This is a genomic window from Lentzea indica, assembly GCF_012184385.1.
Lineage (GTDB): Bacteria > Actinomycetota > Actinomycetes > Mycobacteriales > Pseudonocardiaceae > Lentzea > Lentzea indica.
This window is the reverse complement of the sequence record NZ_VSRL01000035.1, coordinates 1-16,060: the sequence shown is the minus strand read 5'-3', so window position 1 is coordinate 16,060 and position 16,060 is coordinate 1. Positions and strand designations below refer to the sequence as shown.

The following is a 16,060-nucleotide window of genomic DNA, read 5'->3' as shown; positions in this document are numbered from 1 at the left end:
TCTGGCCCCATGAGCGAGAAGCGTCTGCGTGGCGTGCACGGCCAGACCGTCGAGGCGCTGGCGGGCCGGATCCTCGCCGGCGAGATCAGCGAGGGCGACACCCTCGATCTCCCTGCGCTGCGCGAAGAACTGGACGTGAGCCTGACGGCACTGCGCGAGGCGCTGAAGGTGCTCTCCGCCAAGGGCATGATCGACGCCAGGCAGAAGCGCGGCACGTTCGTGCAGCCGCGCTCGTCGTGGAACCTGCTCGACACCGACGTGATGCGCTGGCAGACCCAGGCCAACGCCGACCACAGCCTGTTCGACGAACTCACCGAGATGCGGGTCATCGTCGAGCCCGCCGCCGCCCGGCTGGCCGCCGAGCGCGCGACGGACGCCGACATCGAGGCGCTCTCCGCCGCTTTGGACCGGATGGCCTCCGCACGTGACCTGGCCGCGACCGTTCAGGCAGACCTCGACTTCCATCGTTTGCTGATGGCCGCCACGCACAACGCGTTCCTGACCCAGGTCGAGCGGATCATCGCGATCGGGCTGGCCGAACGCGACAAGCTCGTGCACGGCAGCGTCGAGGACGACCCGGTGCCCTCGCACCGTGCGGTGGTGGACGCGATCGCGGCACGCGAACCTGAGGCCGCCTACACGGCGATGCGTGCCCTGGTCGACAAGTCGGGTGCGGACCTCGAACGCCTGCAAGGTCGATGAACTTCATCGGCTCTTGATCGGTACGACACACCCGCCCGGTTGTGAAGGACTTTCACGTCCCTCACCATCGGGCCCCATGCGCCTGATCACGCTCGCCGCCGCCGTCGCGCTCACGATCTCGGCCGCCCCCGCGGTCGCGGCCCCCGCCGCCCCGAAGATCGCCACCTACAACGTCTTCATGCTGTCCAGGAACCTCTACCCGAACTGGGGCCAGCTCACGAGGGCCGACCTGATCGACAGCACGGGTGTGCTGGCCGGGCAGGACGTGGTCGTGCTCAACGAGGCGTTCGACAACACCGCCTCCGACCGGCTGCTCGCCAACCTGCGCGACACCTACCCCCACCAGACCCCCGTGCTGGGCCGCAGCCGTGCAGGATGGGACGTGACCAGCGGTGCCTACAGCGACTCGACGCCGGAGGACGGCGGGGTCGCGATCCTGAGCCGGTGGCCGATCACCACCCGCGTCCAGCACGTCTACCGCGACGCGTGCGGCGCGGACTGGTTCTCCAACAAGGGTTTCGCGTACGTCCGGGTCGCGTCGCCGACCGGGCCGGTGCACGTGATCGGCACTCACATGCAGGCCGAGGAATCCTCCTGCACGAGTGCGCCGTCGGGGTACCGGGCCTCCCAGCGCGCGGAGATCAAGGCGTTCCTGACCGCGCGGAACGTCCCAGCGACCGAGCCCGTGTACGTCGCGGGCGACCTGAACGTGGTCCAGGCGAGCGACGAGTTCCCACGGATGGTGCAGGAACTGGGCGCCTCCACGCCTGCGTTCACGGGACACCCGTTCTCGTGGGACTGCGCGGACAACAGCATCTGCCGCGACCAGTACGGGCCTGAGTACGCGTCCGAGCACCTCGACTACGTGCTGGCGGTCCAGGGACCGGTGCTGCGCAACGAAACGCGGCGTGCGAAGAGTCCTGAGTGGTCGACCTGGTCGTGGGGCCGCAAGTCCACCTACACGGATCTTTCCGACCACTATCCCGTGTTCGCCGAGTGAAAAGTAACAGTTGACTAGTTAGTAACACGTGTGCAGGATCTGCGGGTATGGATCTGCACGAGGTCGAGCCTGCGCGCGATCGCCGGGTGCGCCGCACCCGCGCGGCCGTGCTGCAAGCCGCGTTCGACCTGGTCACCGAACGCGGCACGACAGCGGTCACGCTCTCGGAGATCGCCGAAGCCGCGGACGTGAGCCGCCGTGTCGTCTACCAGCACTTCGGGGACCTCGACACGGTGCTGCTGGAGGCCGGGCTCGACCTCGCACGGCGTGAGCTGCTGCCCTGCCTTTCGGGTTTCCAAGAACCCGTGGACGGGCGTGCGGAGACTCTCGTCATGGCCCGGCACTTCGCCGAACACCAGGTGTTCTACGGCGCCCTGCTGACCGGTTCGTGCGCGTTCGCACTGGACCGCGGGCTGATCAGCCTGCTCCTGCCGGTCAACCGGCAGGCGATCGAGCACCAGTACGGCGATCGGCTCACGGCGCAGGCCATCGACGACCTCGCCGTCTTCTTCACCGGCGGCGCGGGATCGTTCGTCACCGCCTGGGTCGTCGAGGGCGCGCCCGACCCCGAGGCGTTCACCGACCGGCTGCTGGACGTCATGTCCGTACTGATGGAGGTTCGATGATCAGCCATCTCGTCCAGCGCAAGCTGAAGCTCTCGCCGCCGCTGACCAGGAACGTGGTGGTGCAGCGGGATCTGCGCGTACCGATGCCCGACGGCGTCGAACTGCTGGCGGACCGGTGGATGCCGCGATCAGGAGGTGACGGGCTGCCGACCGCGTTGATCCGTTCCCCCTACGGCCGAGGCATGATCGGTCAGATCCTGGCGCGGCCGCTGGCCGAGCGCGGGTACCAGGTGCTGATCCAGAGCGTGCGCGGCAGCTTCGGTTCCGGCCGGCGCGTTCGACCCCATGCGCCAGGAGCGCGAGGACGGGCTCGCGACCCTCGACTGGCTGGTGGAGCAGCCCTGGAGCGACGCCATCGTGCTGTACGGCCTGAGCTACCTCGGACACGTGCAGTGGACTGTCGCCGACCAGCTGCCGCCGCAGGTCAAGGCGATGATCCCGATCGTCACCGAGTCGGCGCTGACGCTGGAGTTCCTGCGCTCTGACGGCATGTCGCTCGAGACGCCGTTCGGGTGGGGCGTGCTGGTCGGAACTCAGGAGCGTCCCCTCGCCATGGTGCGCCAGGCGTTCCAGAGCAAGAAGACGGCGCGGGCGTTGAGCACGCTTCCGTTGCGAGAGGCCGACATCGCGGCGTTCGGAGAGCGTTCCGCGTACATTCAGGACATTCTCACCCACGACGCCGGCTCCGCGCGGTGGGAGGGGTTCGATCACAGCCACCGGGTCGCTGACGTCGCCGTGCCGGTCAGCTCGATCGGCGGCTGGTACGACATCTTCCTGCCCGGCCAGCTGCGCGACTTCCAAGTGCTGCAGGAGAACGGACGCCCCGCCCGGCTGACCGTCGGCCCGTGGACGCACGCCGAGTTCAACTCCGCGCCGATCGACGAAGCGGTCGACTTCGGTCTCGCCCACGCCCGCGGCGAGCAACCAGCGGACCGCGCACCCGTTCGGCTGTTCGTCATGGGAGAGGAAGCCTGGCGCGACTTCGAGTCGTGGCCGCCTGAGGGCTACACGCCGCAGCGGTTCCACCTCGGCGCCGGCGGCGTGCTGACTTCGGAGCCGTCCGAAGAGTCCTCAACGGACTCTTACCGCTACGACCCGGCCGATCCCACGCCGGCCGCTGGTGGTGTGCGCCTGGTCTCCGACTGCGGGCGCGTCGACAACACCGCGTTGGAGGCCCGTCCGGACGTGCTCACCTACACGACGCCCGTTCTCGACCAGGACGTCGAGGTCGTCGGTGAGGTGAGTGCCGAGATCTGGTTCTCCTCAAGCCTTTCCCACGCCGACGTGTTCGTGCGGCTCTGCGACGTCGACCAGGACGGACGGTCGTGGAACGTGTGCGACGGCCTGGTCAGCCTGACCAACGCGGCCGAAGCGCAGTGCGCCGCCGTCCGGTTGTGGCCGACGGCGCACCGCTTCCGGCGTGGGCACCGCATCCGTGTGCAGGTCTCGAGCGGTGCTTTCCCGCGCTACGCCCGCAACCCCGGTACCGGTGAACCACGCGCCACGGCCATCAGGATGATCGCGGCCGACCAGACCGTCCACTGTGGATCAGTCAGGCCGTCCGCGATCACGCTTCCGGTGCGGTGAAGCTCAGAGGACGCGAACGGAAACCGCCTGCGGTCCCTTGCGTCCCTCGCCGATCTCGAACTCGACGGGCTGGTTGTCCGGGATGCCCTGGTGGTCGTAGCCGGCGATCTCGGACTGGTGCACGAAGAGATCGGCTCCGCCGCCTTCCGGCGCGATGAAGCCGAAGCCCTTGCTGCCGTTGAACCACTTCATGGTGCCTTGATTCATTCGCGTGGTCCTTCGATCGGCCGGAACACACTGAGCGCATCCGGGAGGAGTGACTTGGTGCGCACGCCCGTGAGTCCGAGCATCGAGAGGAGTTCCCGGCAGTCGCCCACGTCGTGGGCGCGTTCGGCGACTCTGCGCGCTGCCGCGTGCTGCTGAACGGCTTCTGCCCGCTCGGCGGCCATCCTCGCCTCGGCGAAGTCGGCGGCTGCGTGGCGCGTACGGCCAGACGATTCGATGGATGTCATCCGGGCATCAGCCGCGCAGAGGACGAGTTTCGAGATTCGCTGACCTGAAAGACCTGGGGAACCAAAGAGAGCTGATGATCCGGCGACAAGCCGGTGCTCCTGTCTCCGGCCGGAGAGCCAACGGGCCGGACTGGATCGGGGGACCGCACCGGCTGGTTGCCGACAACTCCGAACCCCGACCGGCCAGACTCTACAGCAGAGGCGGACCCAGTGGCGTGCACAGTACTGTCGTCGCATGTCAGAAGAGCAAGGCGGCCCGTCGGTCGGCCCCACACTGTCCGAGTGGCGCAAGGCGCGCGAGGAGACGGAACGACACCTGGAGACCGGCGGCACGGAGCCCGTCGACGCCGACTGGGTGCAACGGCTCGCTGACCTGCTGGCCACCGAACGGTCCTGGCAGGATCAGTACACCGAACTGCTCGCGCTCGGCAGCAGCGGCGGCCACTTCCCGTCGTCCAACCGCTGACGGCTCAGCGTCCGCCCTTGCCCTTGCCGTTTCCCCTGCCGGACTTCCCCTTGCCGCTGTTGTCCCCCGCCTGCACCGGTGGCTGCGCCGTGGTCGGTACGGCCGTCTGCTCCACGACGGGCGCCGGAGTCCACTGCGCGGTGCGCGGCTGGGTCGAGGCTGGCGCGATGGTGGCCGGCGGTGGTGCCGACTCCACGGGGGCGGTGCGGTTCTGCACGACGATCCCGATGCCGACGGCGGCGAGCAGCACCGCAGCCGACGCGGTGGCGAGCAGTCCTCGTGAACGGTCCGGCAGAGGTGCGACGAGAGTCGGCGGATCCGAAGCGGGCGCGCGCAGAGCGTCTGCACATTCACGCGCTGTCGGGCGACGATCAGCGGACAGTGAAGTCATCAGCGTCAGCAATCGCACGAGGCCGAACGGCAGATCGTCCGGCACGACAGGTGGCCGGTGCAGCCTGGCGACGGCCGACTCGATCTCCGCGCCCTCGTACTCACGGTGTCCGCTCAGGCACTCCAGCAGCACCAGCCCCAGCGCGTACACGTCCACCGCCGCCGTGATCTCCTCGCCGCGCACCTGTTCCGGCGCGAGGTAGGCGGCCGTCCCGACGACCTGGTCGGTCCGCGTGAGACGAGCGCCGTCCGCCAGACGCGCCAGCCCGAAGTCGGCCAGGCGCGGAACGTCGTCGTCATCGAGCAGGATGTTGGAGGGCTTGACGTCCCGGTGGATGAAGCCGTGCGCGTGCACGTGGGCGAGCGCGTCGGCCAGCGCCGCACCCAACCGGCGCACGTCCCCGACGGCCATCGGTCCGTCGTCGACGCGGTCGCGCAACGTCCGGCCCTCGACCAGCTCGAGCACCATGAACGGTGTCTCGCCGCTCAGATCCGCGTCGTACACCGACACCAGACCCGGATGTGACAGCCCGGCGAGCGTGCAGATCTCGTTGTCGAACCGCCGTGCGTCAGCCGTGTCCTGACCTGGCCGGAACAGCTTGATCGCGACATCACGTCCCAGCACGGTGTCCCTGGCCTTGCGCACCACCGCCACGCCGCCGGTGCCCAGCACTTCCCCCAGCTGATACCTCTCTGCGAGAAGCTGTCTGTCCGGCGGCATGACCAGGGCCCTTCCGTTCGGGCGGAACACCCGGTGGGTGCCCGCCGAACGGGTGAGCTAACCGTGGCTGTGCAGGATCAGCCTCCATCGGGGACCGCGAAAGCGGCCTCCAGCGGTGGCAGCACGGCGCGGGCGTCGGTGCCCGTGAACCACAGTCCGACCACGAAGACCGACATCGCTTCGAGGTAGCGGGCGCGGTGCAGTCCGCCCGCTCTCGCCGGCTGCGCCTTCAGATCGCGGACGAGTTCTTCGACCTGGACGAGTGAATCCGGGTCGTCGCCGCACAGCGGCACGACCAGCCGGCGTCCCTCGAACTCCCGCTCGTCCGACTCCCACACCTCGGCGGCGCACAGGTTGAACGCCTTCACGACCCGCGCACCCGGCGCCAGCTTCGCCACGCGCTCAGCCACCGCGTCCTCGGCGAGGACCATCTCGCCTTCGTCCGGCGCGAACGCGTTCGTGCAGTCGATCAGCGTCTTCCCGTCGAACGTCGTTTCGGCGAGCACGTCTGTCAGGGAGGACACGGGCACGGCCAGCAGCGTCACGTCCCCGAACTCCGCGGCGTCACGGACCTCGCCACGCCCGCCGTACCGGACTTCGTGACCGGCCGCGACCCAGCCGTTGCCCAGTGCTCGTGCCATCTGCCCGGCACCGATGATTCCAATTCGCATGCCGCAGACGGTAGGAAGCCCGAAAGGCACCCACAGGTGCGCAACAGCGCTGGCAAGCTGAAACCGTGACACCTGAACAGATGGACCTGGGGCCGTACGGCGACTTCGAGGCCGACTGCCCGGCCAGGATCGCGGTCGACCTGTTCAGCAACTCCTGGCTGACGGTGATCGTCTACACGTTGCGCGACGGCCCGATGCGACCCGGTGAGTTGCGCGCGACCATCGGCCACATCAGCCAGAAGATGCTCACGCAGACGTTACGGCGCATGGAAAGGATGGCCCTCGTGGAACGCCGCCGGTACGCCGAGGCGCCGCCGCGGGTCGAGTACTCGCTGACCGACGCAGGACGGGATCTGCTGGTGCCGATCTTCGCTCTCGGTGCCTGGGCCGACCGGCACGGCGACGCCGTTCGCACCGCGATGCTCGGCGAGATCGACGAGGCCTGATTTGTTTGGCCCCTCGCTCGGTTGATCACCTCATGGCTAATGTCGGCTTGCGGCCGCATTCAGCCCTTCCACAAGAACGAGGTGAAAAACGTGCGTGCTATTTCGACGTTCGTGGTAACCGCTGCCGCAATAGTGGCCACCGCATTGCCGGCGTCGGCACAGGTGGAGGCCGCCGTCGCCCTTCAGTCGCAGGCACGGCTGGAGGCGCGCGGCGCCGCTGTCACCGTGCCGATGCGCGTGATGTGCCAGAACGGCGCATCCGGGTCGTTGTGGGTGCAGGTCACCCAAAACGTGCGCGGCGAGCTCGCGATCGGCGAGAAATACACGTCGAGCGTTCCGTGCACGGGTGAATTCCACAAGATCCACGTCACCGTGGTGTCGCGCACGAAGGCGTTCCGGCCGGGTGTCGCATTCACGTCGGCGTCGCTGAACGTCTATCTCCCGCCGGACAATTCGCGCGTTGTCGAAAAAGACCGGGAAATGATGCTCGTCAGGTAGAACGCCTGACCGCGGTGGACGCGCGGACCACGAGCTCCGGCTGGAACTTCACGTGCCGGTGCTCGTGGTCCGGCTCGTTCTCCGACAGCAGCAGCCGGGCGGCGGTGTGGCCCAGCTGCTCACGCGGCTGGCGCACCGACGTGAGCGGAACAGCGGCGGCCGCGGCGAACTCGATGTCGTCGTAGCCCACGACGGCGAGGTCGTCCGGCACACGCAGGCCCTGCTGCGTCATCGACTGCAGCAGGCCGAGCGCGAGCAGGTCGTTGGCGCAGAACGCCGCCGTGGGACGGCGCGAGGCGGGCAGGCCAACCAGCCTCTCTCCGCGCCGCGGCCTTCCGCCACCTGCAGGCCCTTCGTGTCCAGCACGGTCAACGCGCCGGCGGGCAGGCCCGCGTTCGCCAGTGCCCGCAGCGCCCCCTCGTGACGGTCGCGCACCTGCTGGATGGACATCGGGCCGCCGACCATCGCGATGCGGGTGTGGCCGTTCTCGATCAGGTGAGTCACCGCGAGCTCACCGCCGAGCACGTCGTCGACGGCCACCGAGCAGCGCGTCCCGTCCGTCGTCTCACGGTCGACCAGCACCACGGGCGTGCCCCGGTTCACCAGTTCGGCGAAGCGCGCGCTGTCGGCGTCGACAGGGGTGATCAGGATGCCCTCGACGCGCTGTTCGTGCAGCAGCTCCAGGTACTCACGCTCGCGGCCGTCATCGGAGGCGCTGTTGCACAGGAACAGCGCGAAACCCGCTTCCCGCGCCGCGTCCTCGACGCCACGCGCGACATCGGTGAAGAACGGGTTGGCCGCGTCGAGCACGACGTAGGCGAGCACCCGGCTGCGGCCCGCGCGCAGCTGACGCGCGGACTCGTTGCGCACGAAGCCGAGTTGCGCGATCGCGGCCAGCACCCGTTGCCGCGTGGCGGGCGCGACGACGTCCGGCCTGTTCAGCACGTTCGAGACGGTCGCGTTCGACACGCCGGCGTGCTGCGCGACGTCGCGGATGCCCACAGACGGCTTCACGGGCGGCTCCTTTGTTGAAACGTGACAACGAATCGTACCCCGAGTCCCTTGACATGCCGCCGTAACGCACCCAGAGTGCACGTAACTCAGCCGTTAAAACGTTTCAACATCGAGGAGACGGAACGTGGACCGACCTCCCGTGGTGGCGCTGAACGAGGTGAGCAAGTCCTTCGGCGCCGTCCGCGCGTTGTCCGGGGTGTCCCTGCAGCTGCTGCCTGGCGAGGCCCACGCGCTGCTCGGGGAGAACGGCGCCGGCAAGTCGACGCTCATCAAGACGCTGGCCGGGGTGCACCGGCCCGACGCGGGGCAGGTGCTGGTCGACGGCTCCTCACGGCGGTTCTCCGGCCCTGCCGACGCGCTCGCCGCCGGCATCGCGATCATCTACCAGGAGCCGACGCTCTTCGGCGACCTGTCGGTGGCGGAGAACGTCTTCATGGGCCGCCAGCCGCTCGGCTTCGGCCGGCGCATCGATGTCGCGTCGATGCACGCGCGCACGGCGGAGTTGTTCTCCCGCTTGGGTGTCCGGCTCGACCCCGCCCGTCCGGCGCGGGGACTGTCCATCGCGGACCAGCAGCTCGTCGAGATCGCCAAGGCGCTGTCGTTCGACGCCCGCGTGATCGTCATGGACGAACCGACCGCGGCGCTGTCGGCACACGAGGTGCAGCGGCTTTTCGGTGTGGTGCGGGCGTTGCGCGACCAGGACGCCGCGGTGCTGTTCGTTTCGCACCGGCTCGACGAGGTGTTCGCGCTGTGCCAGCGGGCCACGGTGCTGCGCGACGGCGAGTTCGTGTGGTCCGGCGAGCTCTCCGGTGAAACGCCGGACTCCTTGGTGCGCCGGATGGTCGGCCGCGAACTGTCGCAGCTCTTCCCCAAACAGGACACTGCCGCGGGTGAAGTGCTGCTCTCGGTGCAGCGGCTGACCCGCGAAGGCGTGTTCACCGACGTGTCGTTCGACGTCAGGGCGGGCGAGATCGTCGCGCTGTCAGGTCTTGTGGGTGCCGGACGCAGCGAGGTGGCGCGGGCGGTGTTCGGCATCGACCGGCCAGACGGCGGTTCGGTGCACGTGCGCGGTCGCAAGTTGAAGTACGGCTCCCCCACCGCCGCGATGGCCGCCGGTATCGGGTTCGTGCCGGAGGATCGCCGCCAGCAGGGGCTCGTGATGGACGCGTCGATCGAACGCAACACCGCTCTTGCGTCCTTGAGCCGGCTGTCGACGTTCGGGCTGCTGCGGCGCAGCTCCGAACGCGCGCTCGCCCAGGACTGGGCGGTCAAGCTGCGGCTGAAGTTCGCGCGGCTGAGCGACCCCGTCGGCGTGCTGTCCGGCGGCAACCAGCAGAAGGTCGTGCTCGCCAAGTGGCTGGCGCGCAAGCCGTCCGTGCTCATCGTCGACGAGCCGACGCGGGGCATCGACGTGGGTACGAAGGCCGAGGTGCACCGGTTGTTGTCGGAGCTGGCCGGGCAGGGCGTCGCCGTGCTGATGATCTCGTCGGAACTGCCGGAGGTGCTCGGCATGGCCGATCGGGTGCTGGTGATGCACGAAGGCCGTTTGGTCGAGGAACTTTCGCGTGATGAGGCCACCGAGGAACGGGTGGCGCTGGCGGCTGCCGGGCAGGTGGCGCGATGACCGCCGCCACCGCAGTGGCAACTCGCGGCACGGCAGCCCGCCGCCTCTCGAACCGGGTCGGGCGAGTCCGGGAGCTGGGCATCGTCGTCGCGCTGGCCCTCGTCGTCATCCCCACCGCGATCGTGAACCCGCGGTTCATCCAGCCGCAAAGCCTCCGCGATCTCCTGCTCAACGCCTCGATCGTCGCGCTGCTGGCCGTGGGCCAGACCCTCGTGGTCGTCACCCGCAACGTCGACCTCTCCGTGGGGTCGGTCCTCGGTCTGTCCGCCTTCCTCACCGCGCAACAGTTCGCCGACCACCCCGGCACCCCGCTCCTGGCCGGCATCGGGTTCGGCGTCGTCGTCGGCCTGGCGTGCGGCCTGCTCAACGGCCTGCTGGTGGCACTCGGCAACGTGCCCAGCCTCGTGGTCACGCTCGGCACGCTTTATGTGTTCCGCGGCATCGACTACGCGCTGGCCCAAGGCAGGCAGGTCAACGCCGCGAACCTGCCGGACGCGCTGCTGGACCTCGGCAGCAGCCGGATCCTGGGCATCCCGATCCTCGTCCTGGTCACCGTCGTGGTCATCGCGGTGGCCGCCGTCTACCTCCGCTCCTACCGGTCCGGCCGCGAGCTGTACGCGATCGGCTCGAACCCGGAAGCGGCAACGCTCGCCGGCATTCCGGTCGCCAAGCGCACGCTGACCACGTTCGTCCTTTCCGGACTGATCGCCGGTCTGGCCGGCGCGCTGTGGGTGGCCCGCTACGGCACGGTCGACGCGGCGGCGGGCACCGGGCTCGAACTCCAGGTCGTCGCGGCCGTGGTCGTCGGCGGCGTCGCGATCTTCGGCGGATCCGGGACCGTGGCCGGTGCCGCACTCGGCGCGCTCCTGCTCGGCACGATCACCAGCTGCCTGGTGGTGCTGCAGATTCCCGCGTTCTGGCAGCAGGCGATCGCGGGCGCCCTCCTCCTCAGCGCGATCACGGTCGACCGGCTCCTCGCGCTCCGGCTGGCGAAGGCCTTGCGCAAAACGGAAGGGACCAGCCATGCGTAACCTCCTGCGGTGGGAGACCGCGCTGGTGTTCCTGCTGATCGTCGTGGCGCTGACAGGTCAGGTCAGCACGGACGGCTCGTTCCTGTCCGGCGGCAACCTCTTCTACCTGGGCCTCGACATCGGCGAGATCGCGTTGATCGCGTTGCCGTTGACGCTGGTGATCGTCGCGGGTGAGATCGATCTGTCGGTGGCCTCGGTGCTCGGCCTGTCCAGCGCGTTGATCGGCTGGCTGTGGAACGCGGGCTGGTCACTGGAAACGATACTGCCGACCGTCATCGTGGTGGGCGCGGTGTGCGGAGCGGTCAACGGACTGCTCGTCACGAGGCTCGGACTGCCGTCCCTCGCGGTCACCATCGGCACGCTCGCCCTCTACCGCGGCCTCGCGCTCGTGGTGCTGGGCGACACGGCCGTCGCCGACTTCCCCTCCAGCTACACGGAGTTCGGCACAACGCCGTTGCCCGGCACGAACATCCCCTACCCGATCGTGCTCGCGATCGTCCTCGCGATCTTGTTCGGCGTCGCACTGCACGCCAGCTCGTTCGGCCGGTCCGTCTACGCGATCGGCGCGAACGAAGAGGGCGCGCGCTTCTCCGGCATCAGGGTCAAGCGGATCAAGCTGACCCTCTTCGTGCTCGCCGGAGCGGTGGCCGCGATCGCGGGCATCGTCTACACGTTCCGCTTCTCCAGCGCCCGCGCGGACAACGGCGTCGGGCTCGAACTGGCCGTCGTCGCCGCCGTCCTGCTCGGCGGCGTGTCCATCTTCGGCGGCAAGGGATCGCTCTTCGGCGTGCTCGCGGGCGTGCTGCTGCTGGGCGGTCTGCGCAACCTGCTGATCCTGCAGGACACCTCCACCGAGGTGCTCACCATCGTCACCGGCCTCCTGCTGCTGGTGAGCGTTCTCGCCCCTTCGATCACCCGACGCTTCGGGACTCTGCGAAAGGCCACGCCATGAACACACGTCTAGTGCTCGCCCTGGTGATGTCCGGGGCGGTCGCGCTCACCGCCTGCGGTGGCACCACGAAGGACAGCGCGGGCCAGCAGACCGGCGGCGCGACCAACGCCGCCAAGGCCGACCCGAACGCACCCCTCAAGGAGAACCTGAAGATCACGTTCCTGCCCAAGCAGGTCAACAACCCGTACTTCACGGTGGCGCAGAAGGGTGCCGAACAAGCGGGCACGGCGATCAAGGCCGAGGTGAAGGCCACGGGCCCGTCCGACGCCGCGGCCTCCTCGCAGGTCACCTACATCAACACCGCCGCGCAGCAGAAGCAGAACGCGCTGGTGATCTCGGCGAACGACGCCAACGCCGTCGCACCGGCGCTCAAGTCGGCGCGTGGACAGGGTTTGAAGGTCGTCACGTTCGACTCCGACGCCGCACCGGACGCCCGCGACGTCTTCATCAACCAGGCCACCTCGAACGAGATCGCCGCCGGCCAGGTGAAGCTGATCTCCGAGGCGATCGGCGGGTCCGGCGAGATCGCGATCCTGTCGGCGACCCCGAACGCCACCAACCAGAACGCGTGGATCGAGGTCATGAAGACCGAGCTGGCCAAGCCCGAGTACTCCGGCCTCAAGCTCGTGGAAACCGCGTACGGCAACGACGACGACCAGACGTCGTTCCAGAAGACCCAGGGTCTGCTGCAGGCGCACCCGAACCTCAAGGGCATCATCTCGCCGACCACCGTCGGCGTCGCGGCCGCCGCGCGCTACCTCAGCTCCAGCGAGTACAAGGGCAAGGTGCAGCTGACCGGTCTCGGCACGCCGAACCAGATGCGCAAGTTCGTCCAGGACGGCACGGTGAAGTCGTTCGCGCTGTGGGACCCGAGCAAGCTCGGCTACCTCGCCACCTACACCGCGGCCGCGCTCGCGTCCGGCCAGATCACCGGTGCGGAAGGCGAGAAGTACAAGGCGGGTGACCTCGGCGAGTACACGATCGGCGCCAAGGGTGAGGTCGTGCTCGGCCCGCCCACCGTGTTCACCAAGGACAACATCGACAAGTTCGACTTCTGACATGCGGATCTGCTTCACCCTGCGGGTCCGGCCCGACCGGATCGACGAGTACAAGGCACGGCACCGCGAGGTGTGGCCCGAGATGCGGGCCGCCCTCAGCAAGGCGGGATGGCGCAACTACTCCCTCTTCCTCGCCGAGGACGGCCTGCTGATCGGGTACCTCGAGTGCGACGACTTCGACGCCGCACTCGCCGAGATGGCGCGTACCGAGGTGAACGCCCGCTGGCAGGCCGAGATGGCCGAGTTCTTCGTCGGTGATGGCAACGCCGACGAACGGATGCGGCCGCTCGACGAGGTCTTCCACCTCGACTGAGTTTTGGGGAGAAACACATGAGCGTGAAAGACGCTTTGCGAGAACAGCGGATCGAGACGCCGTCGTGGGCCTACGCCAACTCGGGCACCCGGTTCAAGGTGTTCGCGCAGCAGGGAGTTCCGCGCACGCCGTACGAGAAGATCGACGACGCGGCGGTGGTGCACCGGCTCACCGGCGTCGCGCCGACGGTCGCGTTGCACATCCCGTGGGACAAGGTCGACGACTACGGCAAGCTCGCCGAGTACGCACGGGACCGCGGGGTCGCGCTCGGTGCCATCAACTCCAACGTCTTCCAGGACGACGACTACAAGCTCGGCAGCGTGTGCCACCCGAACGCCTCTGTGCGGCGCAAGGCGATCGGGCACCTGCTCGAATGCATCGACATCATGGACCAGACCGGCTCGCAGGACCTGAAGCTGTGGTTCGCCGACGGTCTCAACTACCCCGGCCAGGACAACATCCGCGCCCGCCAGGACCGGCTGGCCGAGGCGTTGCGGGAAACGTACGAACGGCTCGGCGCCGATCAGCGGATGTTGCTGGAGTACAAGCTCTTCGAGCCCGCGTTCTACACGACCGACGTCCCGGACTGGGGCACGGCGTACGCGCACTGCCTGCAGCTTGGGGAGAAAGCGCAGGTCGTGATCGACACCGGCCACCACGCGCCAGGCACGAACATCGAGTTCATCGTGTCGTTCCTGTTGCGGGCGAACAAGCTCGGCGCGTTCGACTTCAACTCGCGCTTCTACGCCGACGACGACCTGATGGTCGGCTCGGCCGACCCGTTCCAGCTGTTCCGGATCATGCACGAGATCGTGCTGGCCGACGCGCTGAAGCCGGCGGCGGGCATCGCGTTCATGCTCGACCAGTGCCACAACCTGGAGCCGAAGATCCCGGCGATCATCCGCTCGGTCCTCAACGTCCAGGAGGCCACGGCCAAGGCTCTGCTGGTCGACCACGAGGCACTCGCCCAGGCGCAGCAGGACGGGGACGTTCTCGGCGCGAACGGCGCGTTGATGGACGCCTACAACACCGATGTGCGGCCACTCCTGCGTGAACTGCGCGAGGAAATGGGCCTCGATCCCGACCCGATGGCCGCGTACCGGCGATCCGGGTACGCCGAGCAGATCGTCCGTGAACGAGTCGGCGGCGAGGCCGCCGGATGGGGTGCGTGAGATGAACCAGGTGGAAGCCCTCCTCCACCGTTCGAACCGGCTGGGATCCGATCCGCGCAACACCAACTACGCGGGCGGCAACACCTCCGCCAAGGGCGAACAGCTCGACCCGGTGACCGGGCAGCCGGTGGAACTGATGTGGGTCAAGGGATCCGGCGGTGACCTCGGCACGCTGACCGAGGCCGGGCTGGCGGTGCTGCGGCTGGACCGGCTGCGCGCGCTGGCCGAGGTGTATCCGGGGGTCGAGCGCGAGGACGAGATGGTCGCCGCGTTCGACTTCTGCCTGCACGGCAAGGGAGGCGCTGCGCCGTCGATCGACACGGCCATGCACGGTCTCGTGGACGCGGCGCACGTCGATCACCTGCATCCGGACGCGGGCATCGCGTTCGCGACCGCCGCCGACGGCGAGGCGCTGGTCAAGGCCTGCTTCGGCGAGCGGGTGGTGTGGGTGCCATGGCGGCGGCCCGGTTTCCAGCTGGGACTGGACATCGCGGCGGTCAAGCGCGACAACCCGCAGGCCATCGGCGTGATCCTGGGCGGGCACGGCATCACCGCGTGGGGCACGACGAGCGAGGAGTGCGAGGCTCAATCGCTGGAGATCATCCAGACCGCGCAACGGTACCTCGACGCGCACGGCCGCTCCGAACCGTTCGGTCCGATCATCCACGAACCGTTGCCTGAGCAGGAACGACGGCTGAGGGCCGCCGAGCTCGCGCCCGTGATCCGCGGCCTGGTCTCCACGGACAGCCCCCAGGTCGGCCACTTCACCGACACCGACGTCGTGCTGGACTTCCTCGCGCGCGAACGGCATCCGGAGCTGGCCGCGCTGGGAACGTCGTGCCCTGATCACTTCCTGCGCACCAAGGTCCGGCCGCTGGTGCTCGACCTGCCGCCGACCGCACCGCTCGAAGACGTCGTGACGCGGCTGGAACAGCTGCACGTCGCCTACCGCGAGGACTATCAGTCCTACTACGAGCGTCATGCCGAGGCGGACAGCCCTCCGATGCGCGGCGCGGACCCGGCCATCGTGCTGGTGCCAGGCGTCGGCATGTTCAGCTTCGGCAAGAACAAGCAGACCGCGCGCGTCGCCGGCGAGTTCTACGTGAACGCCATCAACGTGATGCGCGGCGCCGAGTCGATCTCCCGGTACGCGCCGATCGAGGAACGCGAGAAGTTCCGCATCGAGTACTGGGCGCTCGAAGAAGCCAAGCTGCAACGGATGCCGAAGCCCAAGCCGCTCGCCACCCGTGTCGCGCTGGTCACCGGCGGCGGGTCGGGCATCGGCCGGGCCATCGCGCGACGGCTGGCCGCCGAGGGCGCGTGCGTGGTGGTCGCCG

At 68.7% G+C, this 16,060-nt stretch carries 18 protein-coding genes and 2 pseudogenes; 14 read left to right on the top strand and 6 right to left on the bottom strand.

Annotated elements, in window-relative coordinates; genetic code table 11:
- Positions 1-9 precede the first annotated feature (9 nt).
- The 4 genes and pseudogenes from FXN61_RS12695 to FXN61_RS12680 all read left to right on the top strand — a co-directional run bounded on the left by FXN61_RS12695 (position 10) and on the right by FXN61_RS12680 (position 3,915).
- Positions 10-702 (top strand): FadR/GntR family transcriptional regulator, encoded by a 693-nt coding sequence (locus FXN61_RS12695; protein ID WP_167973503.1) that lies wholly within the window; start codon positions 10-12, stop codon positions 700-702.
- A 76-nt stretch (positions 703-778) separates the two neighbouring features.
- Positions 779-1,702 (top strand): sphingomyelin phosphodiesterase, encoded by a 924-nt coding sequence (gene sph / locus FXN61_RS12690; protein WP_167973501.1) that lies wholly within the window; start codon positions 779-781, stop codon positions 1,700-1,702.
- Positions 1,703-1,749: 47 nt separating this feature from the next.
- Complete coding sequence (locus tag FXN61_RS12685) at positions 1,750-2,328, top strand: TetR/AcrR family transcriptional regulator (RefSeq protein ID WP_167973499.1); 579 nt, start codon at positions 1,750-1,752, stop codon at positions 2,326-2,328.
- Positions 2,325-3,915: pseudogene (locus FXN61_RS12680) on the top strand (CocE/NonD family hydrolase). The gene FXN61_RS12685 and the pseudogene FXN61_RS12680 overlap by 4 nt, the downstream one beginning before the upstream one ends.
- 3 nt (positions 3,916-3,918) lie before the next feature.
- On the opposite strand, the gene FXN61_RS12675 reads toward FXN61_RS12680, so the two are convergent.
- Both FXN61_RS12675 and FXN61_RS12670 read right to left on the bottom strand, forming a co-directional pair.
- The gene (locus tag FXN61_RS12675) at positions 3,919-4,122 is read right to left on the bottom strand and encodes a cold-shock protein (protein ID WP_167973497.1); all 204 of its coding nucleotides are present in this window, start codon (positions 4,120-4,122) and stop codon (positions 3,919-3,921) included.
- Positions 4,119-4,367, bottom strand: a complete 249-nt coding sequence (locus tag FXN61_RS12670; RefSeq protein WP_246291379.1) for a hypothetical protein — start codon at positions 4,365-4,367, stop codon at positions 4,119-4,121. Before FXN61_RS12670 ends, FXN61_RS12675 begins: the two co-directional genes overlap by 4 nt.
- 235 nt (positions 4,368-4,602) lie before the next feature.
- Between FXN61_RS12670 and FXN61_RS12665 the strand changes: the two genes are divergently transcribed.
- Entirely contained in the window at positions 4,603-4,833 is a 231-nt protein-coding gene (locus FXN61_RS12665; RefSeq protein ID WP_167973495.1) for a hypothetical protein, read from the top strand.
- A gap of 4 nt (positions 4,834-4,837) precedes the next feature.
- Here the strand turns inward: FXN61_RS12665 and FXN61_RS12660 are convergent, their stop codons facing one another.
- Together FXN61_RS12660 and FXN61_RS12655 are read right to left on the bottom strand one after the other, a co-directional pair.
- The gene (locus FXN61_RS12660; protein ID WP_167973493.1) at positions 4,838-5,944 is read right to left on the bottom strand and encodes a serine/threonine-protein kinase; all 1,107 of its coding nucleotides are present in this window, start codon (positions 5,942-5,944) and stop codon (positions 4,838-4,840) included.
- A 77-nt stretch (positions 5,945-6,021) separates the two neighbouring features.
- Positions 6,022-6,615 carry an NADPH-dependent F420 reductase gene (locus tag FXN61_RS12655; RefSeq protein ID WP_167973491.1) on the bottom strand — a complete coding sequence of 198 codons (594 nt, stop codon included), beginning with the start codon at positions 6,613-6,615 and terminating at the stop codon, positions 6,022-6,024.
- 65 nt (positions 6,616-6,680) lie between these two features.
- Between FXN61_RS12655 and FXN61_RS12650 the strand changes: the two genes are divergently transcribed.
- Together FXN61_RS12650 and FXN61_RS12645 are read left to right on the top strand one after the other, a co-directional pair.
- On the top strand, positions 6,681-7,061 hold the full coding sequence (locus tag FXN61_RS12650; RefSeq protein ID WP_312877685.1) for a winged helix-turn-helix transcriptional regulator: 381 nt from the start codon (positions 6,681-6,683) through the stop codon (positions 7,059-7,061).
- Between the two features lie 21 nt (positions 7,062-7,082).
- Positions 7,083-7,559, top strand: coding sequence for a hypothetical protein (locus FXN61_RS12645; protein ID WP_167973489.1), 477 nt, complete (start codon positions 7,083-7,085; stop codon positions 7,557-7,559).
- Here the strand turns inward: FXN61_RS12645 and FXN61_RS56275 are convergent.
- Both FXN61_RS56275 and FXN61_RS12640 read right to left on the bottom strand, forming a co-directional pair.
- Positions 7,552-7,905 (bottom strand): annotated as a pseudogene (locus FXN61_RS56275) (substrate-binding domain-containing protein); the annotation flags it as partial. The gene FXN61_RS12645 and the pseudogene FXN61_RS56275 overlap by 8 nt on opposite strands.
- Entirely contained in the window at positions 7,788-8,504 is a 717-nt protein-coding gene (locus tag FXN61_RS12640) for a LacI family DNA-binding transcriptional regulator (RefSeq protein WP_376770637.1), read from the bottom strand. The pseudogene FXN61_RS56275 and the gene FXN61_RS12640, both read right to left, overlap by 118 nt.
- A 193-nt stretch (positions 8,505-8,697) precedes the next feature.
- On the opposite strand from FXN61_RS12640, the gene FXN61_RS12635 reads away from it, so the two are divergent.
- From FXN61_RS12635 to rhaD, 7 genes are all read left to right on the top strand, one after another.
- Positions 8,698-10,197 carry a sugar ABC transporter ATP-binding protein gene (locus FXN61_RS12635; RefSeq protein ID WP_167973487.1) on the top strand — a complete coding sequence of 500 codons (1,500 nt, stop codon included), beginning with the start codon at positions 8,698-8,700 and terminating at the stop codon, positions 10,195-10,197.
- Positions 10,194-11,228, top strand: coding sequence for an ABC transporter permease (locus tag FXN61_RS12630; protein WP_167973485.1), 1,035 nt, complete (start codon positions 10,194-10,196; stop codon positions 11,226-11,228). The genes FXN61_RS12635 and FXN61_RS12630 overlap by 4 nt, the downstream gene beginning before the upstream one ends.
- Entirely contained in the window at positions 11,221-12,180 is a 960-nt protein-coding gene (locus FXN61_RS12625; RefSeq protein ID WP_167973483.1) for an ABC transporter permease, read from the top strand. The genes FXN61_RS12630 and FXN61_RS12625 overlap by 8 nt, the downstream gene beginning before the upstream one ends.
- On the top strand, positions 12,177-13,238 hold the full coding sequence (gene rhaS, locus FXN61_RS12620; RefSeq protein ID WP_223165411.1) for a rhamnose ABC transporter substrate-binding protein: 1,062 nt from the start codon (positions 12,177-12,179) through the stop codon (positions 13,236-13,238). Before FXN61_RS12625 ends, rhaS begins: the two co-directional genes overlap by 4 nt.
- A gap of 1 nt (position 13,239) precedes the next feature.
- Positions 13,240-13,551, top strand: a complete 312-nt coding sequence (locus tag FXN61_RS12615) for an L-rhamnose mutarotase (protein ID WP_167973481.1) — start codon at positions 13,240-13,242, stop codon at positions 13,549-13,551.
- A gap of 17 nt (positions 13,552-13,568) precedes the next feature.
- A complete protein-coding gene (gene rhaI / locus FXN61_RS12610) occupies positions 13,569-14,723 on the top strand; it encodes an L-rhamnose isomerase (RefSeq protein ID WP_167973479.1) in 1,155 nt (384 codons plus the stop codon).
- A gap of 1 nt (position 14,724) precedes the next feature.
- On the top strand, positions 14,725-16,060 hold a 1,336-nt coding region (gene rhaD, locus FXN61_RS12605; protein WP_167973477.1), incomplete at its 3' end, for a bifunctional rhamnulose-1-phosphate aldolase/short-chain dehydrogenase.

Excerpts from the sequence above, each read along its gene's own strand:
- rhaS (WP_223165411.1), top strand. The coding sequence starts at position 12,177 with ATGAACACACGTCTAGTGCTCGCCCTGGTGATGTCCGGGGCGGTCGCG.
- FXN61_RS12660 (WP_167973493.1), bottom strand. The coding sequence starts at position 5,944 with ATGCCGCCGGACAGACAGCTTCTCGCAGAGAGGTATCAGCTGGGGGAA.
- sph (WP_167973501.1), top strand. The coding sequence starts at position 779 with ATGCGCCTGATCACGCTCGCCGCCGCCGTCGCGCTCACGATCTCGGCC.
- FXN61_RS12675 (WP_167973497.1), bottom strand. The coding sequence starts at position 4,122 with ATGAATCAAGGCACCATGAAGTGGTTCAACGGCAGCAAGGGCTTCGGC.
- FXN61_RS12615 (WP_167973481.1), top strand. The coding sequence starts at position 13,240 with ATGCGGATCTGCTTCACCCTGCGGGTCCGGCCCGACCGGATCGACGAG.
- FXN61_RS12685 (WP_167973499.1), top strand. The coding sequence starts at position 1,750 with ATGGATCTGCACGAGGTCGAGCCTGCGCGCGATCGCCGGGTGCGCCGC.
- FXN61_RS12670 (WP_246291379.1), bottom strand. The coding sequence starts at position 4,367 with ATGACATCCATCGAATCGTCTGGCCGTACGCGCCACGCAGCCGCCGAC.
- FXN61_RS12695 (WP_167973503.1), top strand. The coding sequence starts at position 10 with ATGAGCGAGAAGCGTCTGCGTGGCGTGCACGGCCAGACCGTCGAGGCG.
- FXN61_RS12655 (WP_167973491.1), bottom strand. The coding sequence starts at position 6,615 with ATGCGAATTGGAATCATCGGTGCCGGGCAGATGGCACGAGCACTGGGC.
- FXN61_RS12665 (WP_167973495.1), top strand. The coding sequence starts at position 4,603 with ATGTCAGAAGAGCAAGGCGGCCCGTCGGTCGGCCCCACACTGTCCGAG.
- FXN61_RS12630 (WP_167973485.1), top strand. The coding sequence starts at position 10,194 with ATGACCGCCGCCACCGCAGTGGCAACTCGCGGCACGGCAGCCCGCCGC.
- rhaI (WP_167973479.1), top strand. The coding sequence starts at position 13,569 with ATGAGCGTGAAAGACGCTTTGCGAGAACAGCGGATCGAGACGCCGTCG.
- FXN61_RS12625 (WP_167973483.1), top strand. The coding sequence starts at position 11,221 with ATGCGTAACCTCCTGCGGTGGGAGACCGCGCTGGTGTTCCTGCTGATC.